The organism is Pseudomonadota bacterium (assembly GCA_038533575.1).
GTDB lineage: Bacteria > Pseudomonadota > Alphaproteobacteria > Rhodobacterales > Rhodobacteraceae > Shimia_B.
In genome coordinates this window covers 666707-685006 of the sequence record JBCAYL010000001.1, presented here as the reverse complement: position 1 = coordinate 685006, position 18300 = coordinate 666707, and the positions used below count along the sequence as shown (strand labels likewise).

At 65.4% G+C, this 18300-nt stretch carries 20 protein-coding genes; 7 read left to right on the top strand and 13 right to left on the bottom strand.

Annotated elements, in window-relative coordinates; genetic code table 11:
* Positions 1-7: 7 nt before the first annotated feature.
* From AAFM92_03595 to AAFM92_03580, 4 genes are all read right to left on the bottom strand, one after another.
* A complete protein-coding gene (locus AAFM92_03595) occupies positions 8-760 on the bottom strand; it encodes an SDR family oxidoreductase (protein MEL7299447.1) in 753 nt (250 codons plus the stop codon).
* A 61-nt stretch (positions 761-821) separates the two neighbouring features.
* Positions 822-1820: a DUF3179 domain-containing protein gene (locus tag AAFM92_03590; GenBank protein ID MEL7299446.1), complete on the bottom strand. Its 999-nt coding sequence runs from the start codon at positions 1818-1820 to the stop codon at positions 822-824.
* Positions 1821-1981: 161 nt separating this feature from the next.
* On the bottom strand, positions 1982-2530 hold the full coding sequence (locus tag AAFM92_03585; GenBank protein ID MEL7299445.1) for a peptidylprolyl isomerase: 549 nt from the start codon (positions 2528-2530) through the stop codon (positions 1982-1984).
* On the bottom strand, positions 2523-3029 hold the full coding sequence (locus AAFM92_03580; protein MEL7299444.1) for a peptidylprolyl isomerase: 507 nt from the start codon (positions 3027-3029) through the stop codon (positions 2523-2525). Before AAFM92_03580 ends, AAFM92_03585 begins: the two co-directional genes overlap by 8 nt.
* Before the next feature lie 115 nt (positions 3030-3144).
* Here AAFM92_03580 and AAFM92_03575 point away from each other — a divergent pair, with 115 nt between their 5' ends.
* The 7 genes from AAFM92_03575 (at position 3145) to AAFM92_03545 (ending at position 9875) form a co-directional block, all read left to right on the top strand.
* Positions 3145-4317: a phosphoglycerate kinase gene (locus AAFM92_03575; protein MEL7299443.1), complete on the top strand. Its 1173-nt coding sequence runs from the start codon at positions 3145-3147 to the stop codon at positions 4315-4317.
* Between the two features lie 75 nt (positions 4318-4392).
* The gene (locus AAFM92_03570) at positions 4393-5277 is read left to right on the top strand and encodes a fructose bisphosphate aldolase (GenBank protein MEL7299442.1); all 885 of its coding nucleotides are present in this window, start codon (positions 4393-4395) and stop codon (positions 5275-5277) included.
* A gap of 96 nt (positions 5278-5373) precedes the next feature.
* A complete protein-coding gene (locus AAFM92_03565) occupies positions 5374-5676 on the top strand; it encodes a septum formation initiator family protein (protein MEL7299441.1) in 303 nt (100 codons plus the stop codon).
* Between the two features lie 141 nt (positions 5677-5817).
* Positions 5818-6840 carry a pyruvate dehydrogenase (acetyl-transferring) E1 component subunit alpha gene (pdhA, locus tag AAFM92_03560; GenBank protein ID MEL7299440.1) on the top strand — a complete coding sequence of 341 codons (1023 nt, stop codon included), beginning with the start codon at positions 5818-5820 and terminating at the stop codon, positions 6838-6840.
* Entirely contained in the window at positions 6840-8219 is a 1380-nt protein-coding gene (locus tag AAFM92_03555) for a pyruvate dehydrogenase complex E1 component subunit beta (GenBank protein ID MEL7299439.1), read from the top strand. The genes pdhA and AAFM92_03555 overlap by 1 nt, the downstream gene beginning before the upstream one ends.
* A gap of 10 nt (positions 8220-8229) precedes the next feature.
* The gene (locus AAFM92_03550) at positions 8230-8520 is read left to right on the top strand and encodes a DUF5076 domain-containing protein (protein ID MEL7299438.1); all 291 of its coding nucleotides are present in this window, start codon (positions 8230-8232) and stop codon (positions 8518-8520) included.
* Positions 8521-8534: 14 nt separating this feature from the next.
* Positions 8535-9875, top strand: coding sequence for a pyruvate dehydrogenase complex dihydrolipoamide acetyltransferase (locus AAFM92_03545; GenBank protein ID MEL7299437.1), 1341 nt, complete (start codon positions 8535-8537; stop codon positions 9873-9875).
* A gap of 25 nt (positions 9876-9900) precedes the next feature.
* On the opposite strand, the gene cysE is transcribed toward AAFM92_03545, so the two are convergent.
* The 9 genes from cysE to AAFM92_03500 form a co-directional block, all read right to left on the bottom strand.
* Positions 9901-10722 (bottom strand): serine O-acetyltransferase, encoded by an 822-nt coding sequence (gene cysE / locus AAFM92_03540; GenBank protein MEL7299436.1) that lies wholly within the window; start codon positions 10720-10722, stop codon positions 9901-9903.
* 69 nt (positions 10723-10791) lie between these two features.
* Positions 10792-14709: a glycoside hydrolase/phage tail family protein gene (locus AAFM92_03535; protein MEL7299435.1), complete on the bottom strand. Its 3918-nt coding sequence runs from the start codon at positions 14707-14709 to the stop codon at positions 10792-10794.
* A 3-nt stretch (positions 14710-14712) separates the two neighbouring features.
* Positions 14713-15147 carry an NlpC/P60 family protein gene (locus AAFM92_03530; protein MEL7299434.1) on the bottom strand — a complete coding sequence of 145 codons (435 nt, stop codon included), beginning with the start codon at positions 15145-15147 and terminating at the stop codon, positions 14713-14715.
* On the bottom strand, positions 15147-16019 hold the full coding sequence (locus AAFM92_03525) for a DUF2163 domain-containing protein (GenBank protein MEL7299433.1): 873 nt from the start codon (positions 16017-16019) through the stop codon (positions 15147-15149). The genes AAFM92_03530 and AAFM92_03525 overlap by 1 nt, the downstream gene beginning before the upstream one ends.
* On the bottom strand, positions 16016-16645 hold the full coding sequence (locus tag AAFM92_03520; GenBank protein MEL7299432.1) for a DUF2460 domain-containing protein: 630 nt from the start codon (positions 16643-16645) through the stop codon (positions 16016-16018). The genes AAFM92_03525 and AAFM92_03520 overlap by 4 nt, the downstream gene beginning before the upstream one ends.
* A gap of 11 nt (positions 16646-16656) precedes the next feature.
* Positions 16657-17316 carry a phage tail tape measure protein gene (locus AAFM92_03515; GenBank protein MEL7299431.1) on the bottom strand — a complete coding sequence of 220 codons (660 nt, stop codon included), beginning with the start codon at positions 17314-17316 and terminating at the stop codon, positions 16657-16659.
* Positions 17309-17521, bottom strand: coding sequence for a rcc01693 family protein (locus AAFM92_03510; protein ID MEL7299430.1), 213 nt, complete (start codon positions 17519-17521; stop codon positions 17309-17311). Before AAFM92_03510 ends, AAFM92_03515 begins: the two co-directional genes overlap by 8 nt.
* On the bottom strand, positions 17518-17835 hold the full coding sequence (locus AAFM92_03505) for a gene transfer agent family protein (GenBank protein ID MEL7299429.1): 318 nt from the start codon (positions 17833-17835) through the stop codon (positions 17518-17520). Before AAFM92_03505 ends, AAFM92_03510 begins: the two co-directional genes overlap by 4 nt.
* A 2-nt stretch (positions 17836-17837) precedes the next feature.
* Entirely contained in the window at positions 17838-18251 is a 414-nt protein-coding gene (locus tag AAFM92_03500; protein ID MEL7299428.1) for a phage major tail protein, TP901-1 family, read from the bottom strand.
* Positions 18252-18300: the final 49 nt, after the last annotated feature.

The window sequence follows — 18300 nt, the reverse complement described above, 5'->3', positions numbered from 1 at the left end:
CGTTGCGTCAGACGCTGCCAGCCTCGACGAAGAAGTTCGACGCCGTGCAGGCACTTGCGGCGTCCGAGGCGAGGAACATCACCATCTCGGCCACCTCGGAAGGCTGGATCGGGTCGGGCGTGCACTGGTTGGCGAGATGCGCCTTCAGCGCGTCCTCGGTGACCCAGAGCTCCTTTTGCCGGTCCGTCATGATCCAGCCCGGCACCACGGTGTTCACCCGGATGCGGTGTGGCCCCAGATCGCGGGCAAAGCTTCGCGTCATACCGTGCACGGCGGCCTTCGAGGTCGTGTAGACGGGCATGCCGCCAGAGCTCTCCCACCAGCTGTTGGAGCCCATGTTGACGATGGAGCCGCCCCGCCCGGCCTCGATCATCGCGGGCGCGCAGGCCTGCGTGGCGAAGAACATGTGGCGCAGGTTCGCAGCGATGCGCTCGTCGTAATATTCCTCCGTCACCGTCTCCCAGCCGTGGCGATCGTCCCGCGCGGCGTTGTTGACGAGCACCTTCGGGGGCCCGAGACGCGCGATGAGATTGGCGAAGGCGCGCTTGAGGGCGGCGATGTCGCGAAGATCGGCCACCTCGTAGGCGGCGCCAGTTTCCTCGGCCCGTGCGGCGGCCCCGTCGGCGTCGAAATCGACGAAACCGACACGTGCGTCCTGCTGGGTGAACCCGCGCACGATGTCTGCGCCGATGCCCGACGCGCCGCCCGTGAGCAGCACAGTCTGGCCCACGAGGCTGGGATAGTTGGCTCTGATTTCCATGGGGGCTCCTTCGCGTCGATTGCCGCAGAGCTAAAGGAGCGCCCCGAGAATGCAAGCGAGACTAGGAGCCGAGCATCCACGTCCCATCGGGCCAGAAGGCATGGTAGGCAAAGGCGAACATCACGTCATGGGCGAGGTTCTCGCCGGTCTCGGCATCGAAGACGCGCACCGTGCCCACGTCCCGGCTCTCGGCGATGGAACGGGCGTCGAGCGCAGAGGCCTGGCCTGCGCGCCAGGTCATGCGGATACCCGCCTCCACGATCTCGCCCTCCTCGGAGAGCCGCGTGAGCGGCCAGGCCCGGTCTCCCACGCGCACGACCCGCACGAGGGGGTTGATGCCATGGGGCGGGTTCTCGCCATTGTAGAGGAAGGGCCTGCTGGAGCTGTCGTAGTTCACGTAGGGGTTCTGGCCGTAGGGCCGGTTGAAGCCCGTGGGCCGCATCATGACGGCTCCCTCGGGGTTGCGCTCCCGGAATTCGGCCCAGCTCTCCATCCAGGTCGGCAGCGTTTCGAGCTCCACCCCCGTCAGCTCCCCCACGATGCCTTCGCCCACGGCCTGCTGCCACCAGCTCTGGGTCTGGCGGTCATACATGATCATGTCGGAGTTGCGGAGCTTTCCCGAGACACCGAATTCAAGCACGCGGCCCGCCACGCGACGGTCGAAGGTGATGCCGGAATTGCAGAGCGGGCAGAAGGTGACGGCGATGGGGATGCCGGCCACCTCGTCATTCACGATCTCATGCCAGGTGAGGTAGCGGATCGGATAGGCCCGGGGAACCGCGCCTTCGATCTCCACGGTGATGACGGGCTCCCGGTTGCCGATCTCGGTCTCGTCCGCGACGGACTGAAAGTTGGGGTTCTCGATGGAAGGAATGCCGTCTTTCGGCGGCCCGCCGGACATCACTTCCGTCCAGCTTTCGAGCGTGTTGGTGGAAAAATCGGTGTCGCCCCACTCCACCGACCAGAACTGCGGGGCGGCCTCGGCAGGGGCCTGCGCAAGGAGTGGTTGAGGCAGGATCGGGAGGAACGCGAGCGCGAGTGTGCGAAGCATGCGGGGCATCGGGGGTCTCCTCTAGTACCGGGAGAGACCTGACAGAATGTCGCGGCTCCGCCTAGCCCGCACACGCGCTTGTGACACCCGTGGTGCGCCCCGGCCGCCGCCGGGCGCGCACGCCTTTTCATAATCTTCGAAGGCGTTTGGAGACGCCAATTGCGCAGAGGTTAGTCGGTGACACGCACTGCGGACATGTGATCCGGCTCGCCCGTGACCTGGAGCGTGGAGCCGTCACCGCGCTTGATCCCGTCGAGCACGTCGAGGCCCGCCGTCACTTCGCCCACCACCGTGTACTGCCCGTTGAGGAAGTCTCCCTCGGCGAACATGATGAAGAACTGGCTATTGGCGCTGTCGGGGCTCTGACTGCGCGCCATGCCCACGGTGCCGCGCACGAAGGGCAGATCGGAGAACTCGGCGTCGATGTTGCCGAGATCAGAGCCGCCCGTGCCCGCGCGCCGCAGGTTGCCGCCCACGGTGCCGAATTCGCCGTCTCCGGTCTGCGCCATGAAGCCGTCGATCACACGGTGAAAATACACGTCGTCGTAGAACCCCTGCTCGGCGAGCGCGGTGATCTGGGCCACGTGGTTGGGCGCGACCTCTTCGAAGAGGTCGATGGCGATGGTGCCCTGCACATGGGCGCCGTCGACGTCGATCTCGATCCCCGTGGCCGCGGCGGGCCCGGCGAGGAGGCTCAATGCGAGCGCAAGCCTACGCATCGGCGGCCACCTTGACCGAGATCATCCGGTCCGGGTTCATGGGCGGCTCGCCGCGCGTGATCGCGTCCACGTGCTCCATGCCCTCGATCACCTGCCCGTAGACCGTGTACTGGCCGTTGAGGAAATCGTTGTCCTTGAAATTGATGAAGAACTGCGAATTCGCACTGTTCGGGTTCTGGCTCCGTGCTGCGCCGAGCGAGCCGCGCGCATGGGGCACCTTGGAGAACTCGGCGGGCAGATCCGGCTTCTCGGAGCCGCCCGTGCCGGCCATGCGGATGTTGAAATCCTTCTCCATGTTGCCGTTGGCCACGTCGCCCGTCTGCGCCATGAACCCGTCGATCACCCGGTGGAACGCCACGTTGTCATAGGCGCCTTCGCGCGCGAGCTCCTTCATCCGCGCGACGTGCTCGGGCGCCACATCGGGCAGGAGCTCGATCGTGACGGTGCCGCCCTTCAGCTCCATGAGGATCGTGTTCTCGGGGTCTTTGATCTCGGCCATTTGGCTCTCCTTTATCTGTCGGCGCGGACCCTAGGGCGTGGGCCGGGGGAGGGAAAGGGGCCTTGATGTTTTCGCCGGGATGGTCTGGTAACAATCGCAAAAGGGAGGATGCACCATGGCCTGGAAGACGCTCGACGAGATGGAGATCACGGGGAAGATCGTCCTGACACGGGTGGACATCAACGTCCCCATGCAGGACGGCAAGGTGACTGATGCAACACGGATCGAGCGCATCGTGCCGACTGTGCAGCACATCCTGTCTCAAGGCGGCACGCCCGTGCTCCTGGCGCATTTCGGGCGGCCCAAGGGCAAGCCCGATCCGGCATTTTCCCTGCGCCAGCTCGTGCCCGCGCTCGGCGCGGCCATCGGGGCGGAGGTCCTATTCGTGGAGCGGCCGAGCCGGGACTTTCTCGAAGAGAACGCGGGCCGCGTGATCCTCGTGGAAAACACCCGTTTCACCGACATGGAGGAGGCCAACGACCCGCGCATGGCGCAATTCCTCGCCTCGCTGGGTGATGTCTATTGCAACGATGCCTTCTCGGCGGCGCACCGTGCCCATGCCTCGACAGAGGGGGTGGCGCATCACCTGCCCTCTTGCGCGGGCCGGCTCATGGAGGCCGAACTCAAAGCGCTGGAAGCGGCCCTCGGCAACCCGGAGCGCCCGGTCGTGGCCGTGGTGGGCGGCGCGAAGGTCTCCACGAAGCTCGATCTTCTAGGCAACCTCGTGGAGAAGGTAGACCACCTCGTCATCGGGGGTGGGATGGCCAATACCTTCCTCGCGGCCCAGGGCTTGGGCATCGGCAAGAGCCTCGCCGAGCACGACATGGCCCCGACGGCGCGGGAGATCATGGCGAAGGCCGGGGCCGCGGGATGCAAAATCCACCTGCCCGTCGACATCGTCGTCGCCCGCGCGTTCGAGGCGGGTGCTGCCAGCGAGACCCTGCCCGTCGATCACTGTCCCGAGGACGCGATGATCCTCGATGCCGGGCCCGAAACGGTCGCGAGACTGGGGGAGGTTTTCGCAGGCGCGAAGACGCTGATCTGGAACGGCCCGCTCGGTGCCTTCGAGATCGCGCCTTTCGATGCGGCCACCAACGCGGCGGCGGAGGCGGCGGCGACGCTCACGGCGATGGGCAAGCTCACGTCCGTGGCGGGCGGCGGGGATACCGTCAGCGCGCTGAACAAGGCCGGTGCGGCAGGGCGTTTCAGCTATGTCTCCACCGCGGGCGGCGCGTTCCTCGAATGGATGGAGGGCAAGACACTGCCGGGCGTGGCCGCCCTCGGCTGAGCCCCGCCTGGCCCCAAACCTCATTGAATCTCAGCGCCCGGGGCTCTACTTCGCCTCGAACCCAAGGAGATCCCCATGCCGAACGAGACCCAAGCCGCCAAAATCCGCGCCGGACAAGGCTTCATCGCAGCACTTGACCAGTCAGGGGGCTCCACGCCGAAGGCGCTGAAGGCCTACGGGATCGAGGAGGATGCGTTCAACGGCGACGAGGAGATGTTCGGCCTCATCCACGAGATGCGCACCCGGATCGTCGACGCGCCCGCGTTCACCGGCGAGAAGGTCGTCGGCGCGATCCTCTTCGAGAACACCATGGACCGGCAGATGAACGGCAAGGACAGCGCGGCCTACCTCTGGGAAGACCAGGGCGTCGTGCCGTTTCTGAAGGTGGATAAGGGGCTCGAGGCGGAGGCCGATGGCGTCCAGCTCATGAAGCCGATCCCGGACCTCGACGATCTCTGCGCGCGCGCGGTCGAGAAAGGCGTGTTCGGGACGAAGATGCGCTCCGTCATCAACGCGGCCAACGCGGCCGGCATCGCGGCCATCGTGGAACAGCAATTCGCATTCGGCGCGCAGATCGCGGCCCACGGCCTTGTCCCGATCCTCGAGCCGGAGATCACGATCTCGATCCCCGACAAGGCGGAGGCGGAGGACATGCTGCGCACCGCGCTCCTCGCGCGGCTCGATCACGAGCCGTCCGAGATCATGCTGAAGCTCACGCTGCCGGAGACACCCGGCTTCTACGCGCCGCTCATCGCCCACGAGAAGGTCATGAGCGTCGTCGCCCTCTCGGGCGGCTACTCGCGCGACGAGGCCAATGCGCGGCTTTCGAAGAACAAGGGCATGATCGCGAGCTTCTCACGGGCGCTGACCGAGGGGCTGAGCGCCCAGCAGAGCGACGAGGCCTTTAATGCGACGATCGCTGACACGATCGACTCCATCTACCGCGCGTCCATCGCCTGACAGATACCGCAAAGACTTGTGAGAAAGGGGATTCACAGGGCGAATCACCTGTGGCATTGTGTGCGAAACGGCCCGGGAGAGGCCAAAGAGGCAGACATGACCCCTTCTCGCACCACGCCCGCCCTGGGCGCGCTCGCCTACCTGACGACGTGCCTCGCGCTCGGCGCGTATTTCACTTTTGCAGCGGTCCAGGGGGATTTCGGCCTCTTCAAACGCGCGGAGGTGGAGGCCGAGGCGCGCATCCTGGGAGAGGAACTGTCGGAACTCTCCGCCGAGATCGCCGTTCTCGAGAATAAGACCCTGCGACTGTCGGATACTTATCTTGATCTCGATCTTCTCGATGAACAGGCCCGTGACGTGCTGGGCCTCATCCGCGCCGACGAAATCGTCGTCGAGTAGGGCATTCGCCGCCAATCCCGCCAGAATTCGCCATGAGAGCCATGCAACGGGCGCATTGCCGCGTGCCACATGTCGTGGGTTAACGTCGCGTCGTGAATCGGGTACGGGATAGTTTAACGTTAAACCATCTGGGAGGAGCCGATGGCCACGCGCAAGACCGCCGCAGCCAAGAAGGGCGCCAACGTCTCGAAAGACGAATTGCTCAACCACTACCGCGAGATGCTCTTGATCCGCCGCTTCGAGGAGAAGGCCGGTCAGCTCTACGGCATGGGCCTCATCGGGGGCTTCTGTCACCTCTATATCGGGCAGGAAGCCGTGGTGGTTGGTCTCGAGGCCGCTGCCGATGAAGGCGACAAGCGCGTCACCTCCTACCGCGACCACGGGCACATGCTCGCCTGCGGCATGGACCCGAAAGGCGTCATGGCCGAGCTCACGGGCCGCGAGGGCGGCTACTCCAAGGGCAAGGGCGGCTCTATGCACATGTTCTCGAAAGAGAAGCACTTCTACGGCGGTCACGGCATCGTCGCAGCACAGGTGCCCATCGGCGCAGGGCTCGCCTTCTCCGACAAGTACAAGGGCAACGACCGCGTCACCTTCGCCTATTTCGGCGACGGCGCCGCGAACCAGGGCCAGGTCTACGAGACCTACAACATGGCAGAACTCTGGGACCTGCCGGTCATCTTCGTCATCGAGAACAACCAGTACGCCATGGGCACCAGCGTGAAGCGCTCCACGAAGTCGCCGTCGCTTTGGGAGCGGGGCGCCGCCTACGGCATCCCCGGCGAGCAAGTGGACGGGATGGACGTGCTCAAGGTGAAGGAAGCCGGCGAGAAGGCCATCGCGCACTGCCGGGCGGGCAAGGGCCCCTACATCCTCGAAGTCATGACCTATCGCTACCGCGGACACTCCATGTCCGACCCGGCGAAATACCGGACGCGCGACGAGGTCCAGAAGATGCGCGACGAGCGCGATCCGATCGAAAGCGTGCGCCAGATGCTCCTGACGGGCAAGCACGCCACCGAGGACGAGCTCAAGGCCATCGACAAGGACATCAAGGCCGTCGTGAACGAGGCCGCCGAGTTCTCCAAGGAAAGCCCCGAGCCCGCGCTCGAAGAGCTCTGGACCGATATCTACGCAGAAGAAGCGCCGCAGGAGATGGCGTAATGGCTACCGAGATCCTGATGCCCGCCCTCTCTCCGACCATGGAAGAAGGCACGCTGGCCAAGTGGCTGGTGAAGGAAGGCGATACGATTGAATCCGGCATGATCCTCGCCGAAATCGAAACCGACAAGGCCACGATGGAGTTCGAGGCCGTCGATGAAGGTGTGATGGGAAAGATCATCGTCTCCGAGGGCACCGAGGGCGTGAAAGTGAACGCGCCCATCGCGGTCCTTCTGGAAGACGGTGAGGATGCCTCCGCCGCCGAGGTCGAGGCCCCCAAGGAGGAGACGGCCCCTGCCCCCGCCATGCTGAATGGCGCTGAGGGCAAGGTGGCGCCCTCGGCACCTGCCATGCCGGTGGAGTCAAAAGCCGTGGAGCCCGACGTGCCCGCGGGCACCGAGTTCAAGACGCAGACCGTGCGAGAAGCACTGCGCGATGCAATGTCCGAGGAGATGCGCCGGGACGACGCCGTCTATCTCATGGGCGAGGAGGTGGCCGAGTACCAGGGCGCCTACAAGGTCTCGCAAGGGATGCTGGACGAGTTCGGCGCCAAGCGTGTGATCGACACGCCGATCACGGAGCACGGTTTCGCCGGCATCGCTGTCGGGGCAGCCTTTGGCGGCCTGCGCCCGATCGTGGAGTTCATGACGTTCAACTTCGCGATGCAGGCGATCGACCAGATCATCAACTCCGCCGCCAAGACGCTTTACATGTCGGGCGGCCAAATGGGTGCACCGATGGTCTTCCGCGGGCCCAATGGCGCGGCAGCCCGCGTGGCAGCGCAGCACAGCCAGGACTACGCGGCATGGTATTCGTCCGTCCCCGGCCTCAAGGTGGTGCAGCCCTACTCGGCCATGGACGCCAAGGGCCTTCTGAAGACGGCGATCCGGGACCCGAACCCGGTCATCTTCCTCGAAAACGAGATCCTTTACGGTCAGTCCTTTGAGGTGCCGGTGCTCGACGACTTCACCATCCCATTCGGGAAAGCGCGCATTTGGCGCGAGGGAGACGATGTCACGATCATCAGTTTCGGCATCGGGATGAAGTACGCGCTCGAAGCTGCTGATAAGCTTGCAGAAGAAGGTGTGAGCGCCGAGGTGCTCGACCTGCGGACACTGCGCCCCATCGATTACGGCGCCATCATCGCTTCCGTGCAGAAGACGAACCGCGTGGTGACCGTGGAAGAAGGCTTCCCCGTGGCCTCCATGGGCAATCACCTCAGCGCCTACATCATGACCCACGCCTTCGATTACCTCGACGCGCCGGTCATTAATTGCACGGGCAAGGATGTGCCCATGCCCTACGCGGCCAACCTGGAAAAGCATGCCCTCACCAGCACCGCAGAGGTGCTCGAGGCCGTGCGCCAGGTCACCTACCGCTGAGGGTCTGCGCATGTTCTGGCAGAAGAAAGAGGAAGGGGTCAGCATCCAGAATCCGATGCTGATCGCCCTTCGCGTAGAGAATGCGCAGGAGACGGTGAGTGTTCACCTCGATCCTGAGCAACTGGTCAATCCGGGCGAAGCGGGCGTGATGCATGCAGATATCGGGCGCCACATGGCGCGCGCCCTCGCCCAGACCTCCTTTGACGGCAGTGAAGAAGAGGCGTTCCACCAGATCGCCAATATCTTTAACGCCGAAGCCAATGCCCCCACGCAGCCGCTCAAGCGCGGCCACGTTCAGTAGAGGGAGAAAAGAACATGGCGACTGAAATCCTGATGCCCGCCCTCTCGCCCACGATGGAGGAAGGCACGCTCGCGAAGTGGCTTGTGAAGGAGGGGGACACCATCTCCTCCGGCGACCTGCTCGCGGAAATCGAAACCGACAAGGCCACGATGGAGTTCGAGGCCGTCGACGAAGGTGTGATGGGAAAGATCCTCATCGTCGAGGGCACCGAGGGCGTGAAAGTCAACGCGCCCATCGCGATCCTTGTCGAAGACGGCGAGGACGTGCCCGACAGCGCCAGTGAAAGCGCGCCGGTGCGCCCGGCGGCCGACGCGCCCACGCCGGCGGAGGTTCAGGCCGTGAGCGAGCCCGCCACTGATGGCGGAAGCACGACGCCGGTCGCGGCGGCGCCTGCGCCCTCGCCTGTCGCGTCTGGCGGTGACCGCGTCTTCGCCTCGCCTCTCGCGCGGCGCATTGCCAAGGACAAGGGCCTTGATCTCAGCTCTATCAAGGGCTCCGGGCCGCATGGTCGGATCATCAAGGCCGATGTGGAGAATGCGGAAAAGGCGCCCGCACCAGCCCCCGCTGCCGAAGCCTCGAAAGAAGCCCCGAAGGCCGCCGCACCCGCTGGCGCGATGCCGACAGGTCCGGGTGTCGATCAGGTCCGCAAGATGCTGGAGGGGCGCGAGACCGAAGAAGTCGCGCTCAACGGGATGCGCAAGACCGTCGCGAGCCGCCTCACCGAGGCGAAGCAGACGATCCCGCATTTCTACTTGCGGCGCGATATCAAGCTCGACGCGCTTCTGAAGTTCCGCAGCCAGCTCAACAAGCAGCTGGAGACGCGCGGGGTGAAGCTCTCGGTCAACGATTTCATCATCAAGGCCTGCGCACTCGCGCTTCAGGCGGTGCCCGATGCCAATGCCGTCTGGGCCGGAGATCGCATAATCAAGCTGAAGCCGTCGGATGTGGCGGTGGCCGTGGCTGTCGACGGTGGTCTCTTCACGCCGGTCCTGCAGGATGCCGACCAGCGGTCGCTCTCCGCGCTCTCCGCGCAGATGAAAGATCTCGCCAGCCGTGCGCGGGACGGAAAGCTGAAGCCGCACGAATATGTCGGCGGTTCTTTTGCCATCTCTAATCTCGGCATGTTCGGCATCGACAACTTCGACGCCGTCATCAATCCGCCCCATGGCGCCATCCTCGCGGTGGGCGCTGGCAAGAAGCAGCCCGTGGTGGGCGATGACGGAGAGCTTGGCGTGGCCACGGTCATGTCCGTGACGCTATCTGTGGATCACCGCGTGATCGACGGCGCGCTTGGCGCGGAGCTCCTGCAGCACATCGTGGACAACCTCGAAAACCCGCTGACGATGCTGGCCTAAAGGTTGAGACTCCACGGCCGGACGTTCAGGCGTCCGGCCCCGCAGAAACGCTGAGAAGATGATCCATGAGCTGGGAGGGCTGATCGCAGCCCGCCTCGCCCACGATGCGTGCGGGTACACCCGCGACGGTCTTGCAGGGCGGCACGGGGTCGAGGACCACGGAGCCCGCGGCGATCCGGCTGCAGTGACCGATCTCGATATTGCCAAGCACCTTCGCCCCTGCCCCGATCAGGACACCGTCACGGATTTTGGGATGGCGGTCGTCATCTTCCTTACCGGTGCCGCCGAGCGTCACCGAATGCAGCATGGAGACATTGTCCCCGACCACCGCGGTCTCGCCGATCACGATGGAATGGGCGTGATCGATCATGATCCCCTTCCCGATCCGCGCGCCCGGGTGGATATCCACGCCGAAGACCTCGGAAGCCCGCGCCTGCACGAAGTAGGCAAGATCCTTGCGGCCTGAATTCCAGAGCCAATGCGCGATCCGATAGGCTTGCACGGCCTGGTATCCTTTGAAGTAGAGGACGGGCTGGATCATCCGGTGGCAGGCGGGGTCGCGTTCGAAGACCGCGACGAGATCCGCGCGAGCGGACATCCCGATGTCCGGTGACGCCGCGAAGGCCTCATCCACGATCTCGCGCAGGATCTGCTCCGACATCTCGGCCGAGGAGAGCTTGAGAGAGATCCGGTACGCCAGAGCGTGCTCCAGCGTCGCGTGGTGCAGAATCGAGGAATGCACCAACCCGCCGAGGATGGGCTCCTCCGCGATCGCGTCATGCCCGTCCGCACACACCCGCGCCCAGACGGGGTCGAGTGTGCTGAGCTTTTGGTCCGTGACAGCCATGGCGATCTCCTCCAGTTGCGCCGTGCCTACACAAAATAAGCACAAGCACGCAAACTTAAACGGAGAAGATCACGTCACGGGGCACACAATGCTAGGCCCTGGCCCGTATTTCTCCGAAATCTGAGACACTTCCACCTCGAGGCTACCCAGAGGGACTTCCCCTGCAGGAAGCAACCATGCCGGCGCGCTGGTGATTACTTCGACCACCAAGACGCCGCCTTGGAGCAGCCTGACGCGGTAGCTTTCATGGGCCTCACCCAACGGGACATCGCCGCCATCCCAGATGTCGCCGTCCACGCGGGTTCGGCGAATCCACTGGGCCTCAAGCGACCCATCGCTCTTTCGCTTGGCACTCAGGTGCACGGGGGCGTAGGGCCGGAGGCCGTTGCCGCGGAAGGCGAGCGTCGTCTCGCGATAGCTCGGATCATCGAAAGGCCGCCCTGATGGCCCGATGCGATAGGTCTGGGAGACGTTCCTGCTGGTGCTCGGCAGATCGAGAGGGCGCACGGCTCCGTCAAGCAGGACGAAGACCGTCCCCGCCGGCCACGTCGGGGGCATGAGGGCATCCGAACCGAGCTGCCCACGCAACAGGATCGTCAGATCATACGTGCTCTCGGCCACGAGCCGCGCCTCCTGGAACTGGATGATCTCCCAAGCATCCGCCGTGCCGTCTCCCAGCGCCGCGAGATTGCCGCCGGCCAGAAGCGCAGCCTCGGTGATGCTGCTCAACATCCCTTGTGTCAGGCGCACGCGGATCGTCGTGGCCCGGTCTTTGACGGCAAGGGGCCCAGCGGGAATGTCTTCCAGCACCTCACCGAGGGTTGCAGGCACATCGATAACATCCAAGAGCTCGAAATCCTCGCCCGAGGGCGATGCAAATAGGGCAGCGACACCCGGCCAGTCGGAGGCCGTCGCGGCAATGCGCGGCGCATGGGGCGGCTCATCTCCGGTGATGAGCGGCAGGTCGAGATATGCCGCGAAGACGGGCAGCGGCGGCACGAAGTCCGACACGACCACCTCGGCCTCGAGATCGGCAGGCCGATCATAAACCCCGGGCTCCACCCGGACAGCCTCCACCAGGCGCGCTTCGGTGTCCTCGACACGGTCAATGCGAAACCGCGCTTCGCCGCCGGCCTCCGGCAAGGCCACCACATCACCCGCCCCCAGATGCGCCAGTGAGGGTGGCAGCGCGAATTCGGCACCGTCGCGCGCCAGTTTCGTCTCCGATAGCCACCGCTCCGCAATGGCGCGCGCTTCTGCCCGCGTCAGAGCCAGCGGAAGCTCGGAGCTCGTTGTCGTGTGCAAGTCCTCTTCGGGGAACACGGCTTCGGCTGCCGCGGTTTCGAAGTCTCCGTCCACGTCCACGAAGGTCACTTGAACGCGCCCGGCGATCTCGGCATCGGCAGCCCGATCCCGTCGCAGGACCGGCTCTTCCCCACCACGATAGACGAGCGCGCCTTCCTGTAAGGCCTCCGTGACCTCACCGTTGCGATTGAAGAAATGCAGGGTGCCGTCCCGCTCCACGGCGTCGAAGCCGTAGGCCAGCATAAGGGGCTGCAACGCAGCCCGCGCGTCGCTCACATCGGTGACGACATAACCGCGGACAAAGCCGAAGAGTCGGCTCACGTCGAATTCCGTGACCCCGGAGCGCATGCAGATCTCGGCGACAACATCCGCAAGCGTCCGACCGGAAGACCGGCCGCTGATCCAATGGCCCCGCCCATGGTTCTCCCCGTCCGCCCAGACATCGCGGCGGCCCGGAAAATAAGGATAGGGCCGGGCATCCCAGCTCCAGACATGGGCCCGCGCGGTGTCGATCATCGGTCCCTCATAGGTGCTCGACACCGGATTGTTCGCGCTGTTCTCCCAGTAGGTCGCCATGGCGCGCAGATACTGAAGCTGGACCAGCGGATCGCGCAGCCCGTTGGAGAAATGCGGCAGACTTGATTCCGAGGATTTGGGATCGAGGAACTTGTTGGGCTCGTTCGTGCCCTTGTCGATCGCCGCACAGCCGAGCTCCGTGAAGCGGATGGGTTTCTCGGCGGGGCGCCAATCCGTCGGAAAGGTCGCCCGGGTCCCGCCGACACGCTCATGGTGATAATTGCCCCACCAGTTGCGAATGTCCTTGTAGCGATAGACCCACGGCTCATGGTGAGCGCCGTCCGTGATGGGTGTCCGGATCTGGGACTCTCGGGCCTGCGGCGAGGCATAGAAGAAGTCGTACCCTTCTCCGCCCTCGATGTTGCCCATCAGGTAGTCGAGGTCATAGATCGCGCCGGCCTCTGCATCGAGGTGGTCCGAGCCGTCCCTCCAGTCGGAGAGCGGCATGTAGTTGTCGATCCCGATGAAATCGATGTCGTCATGCATCCAGAGCGGATCGAGATGAAAGTAGACATCGCCGGACCCGTCCTGGGGCTGGTACCCGAAGTATTCCGACCAGTCGGCGGCGTAGCTGATCTTGCAGTCCGGCCCGAGGATCGCCCGACATTCCGCGGCCAGCGCCATGAGAGCGGTCACGGCGGGAAAGCTTCCCCCTTCGCCGCGGATGGTGGTGAGGCCTCGCATCTCCGACCCGATGCAAAACGCGTCGACGCCTCCAGCCGCGGCGCAGAGATGGGCGTAGTGCAAAATGAAGCGGCGATAGCCGGTATCCGCGGGGCCGGTGTAGCTGACGCTCTTGCCGTTCACCGTGAAATCCGAGGCCTGCGCGATGCCCAAGAAGGCCGCCACTTCGGCCTCCGCAGCGGCGGTCCCGTCGGGGCTACCCGGAGAACCGGGCGCGAGCGAGGTCGTGATCCGCCCGCGCCAAGGCAGGGCCGGTTGGCCCTCGCCGCCCCCATAGGGATCGGTCAGGCTGTTGCCCGTTTGCTGGGTCATCAGGATAAACGGGTAGAACATCACCTCGAGCCCCGCGTCCCTCGTGGCTTCGATCGCCTCCACCACGGATTGGTCCGTGGGTGTTCCGCCATAGACCGGGCGGCCCGCATCATCGAGGGGCACGACCTCTGCCTCGGATCGGCTGATCCCTGCCACGCGCCAGGGCATGTCCGAGGGATCGGCCCCCTTCCGCTCCACGCGTGGGATGAGCCTGCATGCCCCGCAGCGGAGATCGTCGCCGAACCATGACACGATAAGCGATGTCGATCCGCAATTCGGCAGTTCTTCCTGCAGGGTTTGCAAGGACACCGAGAAGTCCGTAAGCGACGAGGCCGTATTCACGTTGGCCAGCGAGGTCTTGCCGTAGCCCGCGTCGTAAACCACCGGCGTCGTGGCGAGCACGTACTCGCCCGAGCCCGGCATCATCGCCACGGCTTGCACGGCATCGCCCATGTCCTTTGGCGCCGCGCGCGTCCCGCCCTGCGCAGGCCGTATCACCTCGAAGCTGAACTGCGGCACCCGGTTGCCGAATGGCGTGAGGTCAAGGTCCTCCATCACGACGTAGGCCGTCCCTCGAAAGGCCGGAGTGTTCTCGGCGCCTTGCACGGCCGCAATCTTCGGGTCCGGCAACTGCGTGAACGAGCCTCGATAGACGCGCATGTTCAGACTTTCGGGGGCGACTTCCTCGCCATCCGCCCAGACGCGCCCCACGCGCGAGATCTCTCCTTCGCAGAGCGCGATGGCAAGGGACACGGAGTAGCTGTAGGTCGTCGTCTTCGGCTGTGGCGGTGCGCCCTTGCGCCCGCGCCCCCCGCCTGTGGTTCGCCGGGTTTCGAGGAATTGCGTGGCCCAGATCACCTGTCCGCCGACGCGCAGCCGCCCGTAAAGCTGCGTCATGGCAGAGCCTTCGGAGGCACCGGTCAGCCGAAACCGGTCGACCTTCCCGGTCTCCACGGCCTGCGCGCCTTGCCCGAGCAGCCGCTGATCGATGGAGCGGCCGATCGTGGCGCCCACAAGCCGCCCGATGGCCACGGAGGACACCCCGAGGACGGAGCCCCCCACGGCACCGCCAAGCGCCGCGCCCGCAGCAGAAAGAAGGAGTGTCGCCATCGATCAGGCCTCGCGTTGGGGAAATTCAAAGAGGGCGACTGCCCGCCGGGACCAGGGAGCACTGAGAGGCGTCTCGACGACTCCGTGCCCTTGGTAGGTATGGATGAAGCAGGGATCGGGCTGCATGCCGGAGATGATGCCGAGATGCTTGGCCACGGTCCCGCGGCGCATCCGAAAGAGGACGAGATCGCCGGGCACAGGAGGCCGCGAGACCTCCCGGAAAAGCTCGCGAGCCGCCTCCCACAAGCGCTCTTCCTGCGCCGTTTCCGACCAATCCGCGCTATAGACCGGGATGGGTACGGTTTCCGCGCCATAGAGCTCGCGCCAGACACCGCGCACGAGGCCGAGGCAATCCGCGCCCACTCCCTTCTCGCTCGCCTGGTGATGATAAGGCGTGCCCAGCCACTGGCGTGCCGCACGGACCACGTCGCATGTCATCAGACGAGCGCGCCGCCGCTGTTGCGTCCGCCCTGCCGAGGCACGGCGGAGAGCCAGTCATCGCCGGGGATGAAGGGAAAGCCGCGGAAATTGACGACGTTGTCGAATTTAAGTTTCGCGGTCTCGAGCGTCCCGTCCGAGCCTGCCTCGAGCCGGACGGTGTCGCCCGGTTTCAGATCGGCGCGCACGGACATCCAGAGCTCGATCTCACGCCCCGAGGGCGTGATCCTGTCCCACTTGATCGCGGCGCTGAGCCCTTGGCCTGCGCCACTCATGACCTCGAGCCGCCCCCGCTCGAACCAATCCGGATCAAAGCCCGGAAGCGCTGCAAAGCGGAGGATGCGCCTGTCTTCGATCTCCTCGATCGGCACCTCGGTGGCATAGCCCGGCTGCGAGAAATCGAAATCGTAGAGGCCGAGATCGGGGCAGGTCCGCAGATAGGTGCGACCCTGCGGCTCGTTGAGCAGTTCCGTGAGGCCACGCAGTTCGGCGGTGAAGGCGCCGTCGCCCCGTCGGACTTCCCCCACCTGCCCGCGAAACAGGACCTTTCGTGCTGTTGGCTCAGCCCAATTCACGAGCCAAGCCGTCACCCACGCACCGTCATAGAGCCCGGCATTGACATCGGCCTCGGTGATGCGAGTGTCGCTCAGGGCCCCGAGTGCCTCGGTATTGTCAATGGAGAGACCCGAGGTCTGCGTCAGCGCGGCCGCCGTGAGGCCACCATTGGCGTCGAAGGTGACGCCTGCGAAGCTGAGCGGCAGATCGTGATCCGTAAAACCGAAGCGCAGCCCGTCGCGACGCTCGAGCAGCCAGGCCCGGGCGACGCTCGTCGCACCGGTGGCGAGATGCGCCTTGAGCGCCTCGGCACTCATACCCGGATCTCCACCACGGGCACGCTCGGCGCATCCCCTGCCCGGAACGAGGCTACGGAGGTTTGGATGGAGGCGGTATCAAATCGGACAGGCACGTCGAACTCGAAGCCCGCAGTGACCTCCGCACCGTCGTCTGGCGGGTGTGCGAAGCTGACGATCCCCGTGGCCGGGTCGACGGTGTAATCGATCGTGTCCTGCTGCTCCACGTTGCCGATGCCGACGCGCACCGAGCCGTCCACGGGCTTCTGAATAGGACGCTCGTAGAGCTCTTGGCCCGACCGGTAGACCTTCAGGAGCTGGTAGTCGGCGCGCACGCCGTCGCCCTCTCCGATCACCTGGTCATCAAAGGCCACCTGCCGGTTGGACGCAACGGAGCGGTAGTCGGACCAGTCCTTCCAGCGGAAGCCGTGGAGCTGCCCGCGCCGCGCTTCGAAGAACGCGATGAGTTCCTCCACGTCATCGAGCGAACGCATGGCCACGCCCGCATCGTAGCGACGCCGGGAATGGGCCCAGGGCGTATTTCGCTCTTCGAACCCGTTGGCGAGCGTCACGATCTCCGTGCGGCGCTCGGGCCCGCCAATGGAGCCAAAGCTCAACGTGGCGGGAAATCTGACTTCGTGAAACATGGGGCCCTCCCTCAGGCGTTCCGCTGTCCGCGGGCCAGCGCGCGGTTCACCTGCGCGGCGATCTGCCCGCGGCTCTTCTGGAACCCCGCGACATCCGGTGTTGTGACGTTGATGGTGACATTGGCGGGCGTGCCGCCCCCGGCGCTGCGCACGCCGAGCCGCCCGTCGCTGCCGCGCGCGAGCGGCATGATCGCCTCGGGCCCGGCCTCGCCCATGAGCCCCACGCCGCCGCGCATGGGGAAGGCCGTGGCCTGACTCACGATCCCACCCCGGGCAAAGGGCGTGACGCGCCCGCTCGAGAACGCCGCCCCCTCGCCGAAGGGTGAGGCCCCGAAGAGCCCGCCGAGGCCGCTCGCGATCGAGCTTGCAAAGCCATCTGCAACGGGATCGAGCGCGGCCTTGTAGACGGTGCGCGAAAGGCTTTCGCCGAGCACCCGCATGGCATCAGACAGCTCGAGCCCCTTGAAGACGACGCCATCAAAGGCGCGTTTCAGGCCCTTCGACAGCCCCTTTTCGAAGGTCGCCACGTCGGTATTCACCGATGCCAGCGAAAGCTTCACGCGATCGATCTCGTGGGTGAAGCTCTGGGTGACGACCCGCGCCTCCTCCACGCTTCCCGTCAGTTGGCCGAGCTCTTCATCAAACCCGCCGAGGCCATCGAAATCAATCATCCTTGGGCTCCTTTTCCAAATCGTCCACGGCGTCCGGGAAGCGCGCCATGAGCACACCGAGATCGGCCTTGCCGAGCCGCGCAGGGCCGCCGGTCCCGGCCATGAGTTGCAGTTCGGCGGGCGTCAGCGCCCAGAATTCCGCGGGCTTCAGACGCATCTGCGTGAGGCCGAGCCGGCAGAGCGCGGGCCAGTCGAGCGCGCTCATTCGCCCACCGGCGTGAAGGCGAGCACCAGAAGTCTGGCTGCCACCCGCGCCGCCTCTCGCAGGCCACCTTCGATCTCGGCGCCCATGAGGTCGCGTTCTGAGCCCGACCATCCACCGCCGCGGAGGCCTGCCACCACGAGGGCGAGGACGTCCCGCGCCTTGTACTGGCCTCCCTCGAAGCGCTCGATGAGCGCGATGAGGCTGTCATCGCCCAGCGCCTCCTCCAGCTCGGCCAGCGCGCCCAGCGTGAGCTTGCAGACGCGCCGCTCCCCGGCGACGACCAGCGCCACCTCTCCTGCCAGCGGGTTGGCCATGCTCAGAATGCCGTGAAGCCGATGACACCCGCCGAGGCGAGGGAAAGCTCGTAGGTCGCCTCGCCGTCATGGGAGCCGGCATATTCGAGCGCGGTGACCTGAAATGGTCCCTCAACGGTGCCGAAATCGGGCACGATGATCTGAAAGCCCGGGTTTTCACCCGCGAAGAAGATCTCGCGCATCCGCGCGTCGGTGACCTCATCCTTGAAGACGCCCGATCCCGTGATCGCCACCGTCTTCGTGCCCGCCCCCGCGAGGAGCTCGCGCCAGCCGCCCGAGCTTTCGATGCTGGTGACGTCCACGGCCTCCGTGTTGAAGCTGACGCGCGTCGCGCGCAGGCCCGCCACGGTCTCGTAGGAGCCCGTCCCGTTCATGTCGACCTTGAGGAGCAGGTCCTTGCCGTTCTGAGCTGCCATGGCTCTTTCTCCATTCTGGAAGGGAAGTGAGGGTCGCGCGTGCAGGAGC

Coding starts and splice junctions, on each gene's coding strand:
- AAFM92_03595 (MEL7299447.1), bottom strand. CDS start 760: ATGGAAATCAGAGCCAACTATCCCAGCCTCGTGGGCCAGACTGTGCTG.
- AAFM92_03590 (MEL7299446.1), bottom strand. CDS start 1,820: ATGCCCCGCATGCTTCGCACACTCGCGCTCGCGTTCCTCCCGATCCTG.
- AAFM92_03585 (MEL7299445.1), bottom strand. CDS start 2,530: ATGCGTAGGCTTGCGCTCGCATTGAGCCTCCTCGCCGGGCCCGCCGCG.
- AAFM92_03580 (MEL7299444.1), bottom strand. CDS start 3,029: ATGGCCGAGATCAAAGACCCCGAGAACACGATCCTCATGGAGCTGAAG.
- AAFM92_03575 (MEL7299443.1), top strand. CDS start 3,145: ATGGCCTGGAAGACGCTCGACGAGATGGAGATCACGGGGAAGATCGTC.
- AAFM92_03570 (MEL7299442.1), top strand. CDS start 4,393: ATGCCGAACGAGACCCAAGCCGCCAAAATCCGCGCCGGACAAGGCTTC.
- AAFM92_03565 (MEL7299441.1), top strand. CDS start 5,374: ATGACCCCTTCTCGCACCACGCCCGCCCTGGGCGCGCTCGCCTACCTG.
- pdhA (MEL7299440.1), top strand. CDS start 5,818: ATGGCCACGCGCAAGACCGCCGCAGCCAAGAAGGGCGCCAACGTCTCG.
- AAFM92_03555 (MEL7299439.1), top strand. CDS start 6,840: ATGGCTACCGAGATCCTGATGCCCGCCCTCTCTCCGACCATGGAAGAA.
- AAFM92_03550 (MEL7299438.1), top strand. CDS start 8,230: ATGTTCTGGCAGAAGAAAGAGGAAGGGGTCAGCATCCAGAATCCGATG.
- AAFM92_03545 (MEL7299437.1), top strand. CDS start 8,535: ATGGCGACTGAAATCCTGATGCCCGCCCTCTCGCCCACGATGGAGGAA.
- cysE (MEL7299436.1), bottom strand. CDS start 10,722: ATGGCTGTCACGGACCAAAAGCTCAGCACACTCGACCCCGTCTGGGCG.
- AAFM92_03535 (MEL7299435.1), bottom strand. CDS start 14,709: ATGGCGACACTCCTTCTTTCTGCTGCGGGCGCGGCGCTTGGCGGTGCC.
- AAFM92_03530 (MEL7299434.1), bottom strand. CDS start 15,147: ATGACATGCGACGTGGTCCGTGCGGCACGCCAGTGGCTGGGCACGCCT.
- AAFM92_03525 (MEL7299433.1), bottom strand. CDS start 16,019: ATGAGTGCCGAGGCGCTCAAGGCGCATCTCGCCACCGGTGCGACGAGC.
- AAFM92_03520 (MEL7299432.1), bottom strand. CDS start 16,645: ATGTTTCACGAAGTCAGATTTCCCGCCACGTTGAGCTTTGGCTCCATT.
- AAFM92_03515 (MEL7299431.1), bottom strand. CDS start 17,316: ATGATTGATTTCGATGGCCTCGGCGGGTTTGATGAAGAGCTCGGCCAA.
- AAFM92_03510 (MEL7299430.1), bottom strand. CDS start 17,521: ATGAGCGCGCTCGACTGGCCCGCGCTCTGCCGGCTCGGCCTCACGCAG.
- AAFM92_03505 (MEL7299429.1), bottom strand. CDS start 17,835: ATGGCCAACCCGCTGGCAGGAGAGGTGGCGCTGGTCGTCGCCGGGGAG.
- AAFM92_03500 (MEL7299428.1), bottom strand. CDS start 18,251: ATGGCAGCTCAGAACGGCAAGGACCTGCTCCTCAAGGTCGACATGAAC.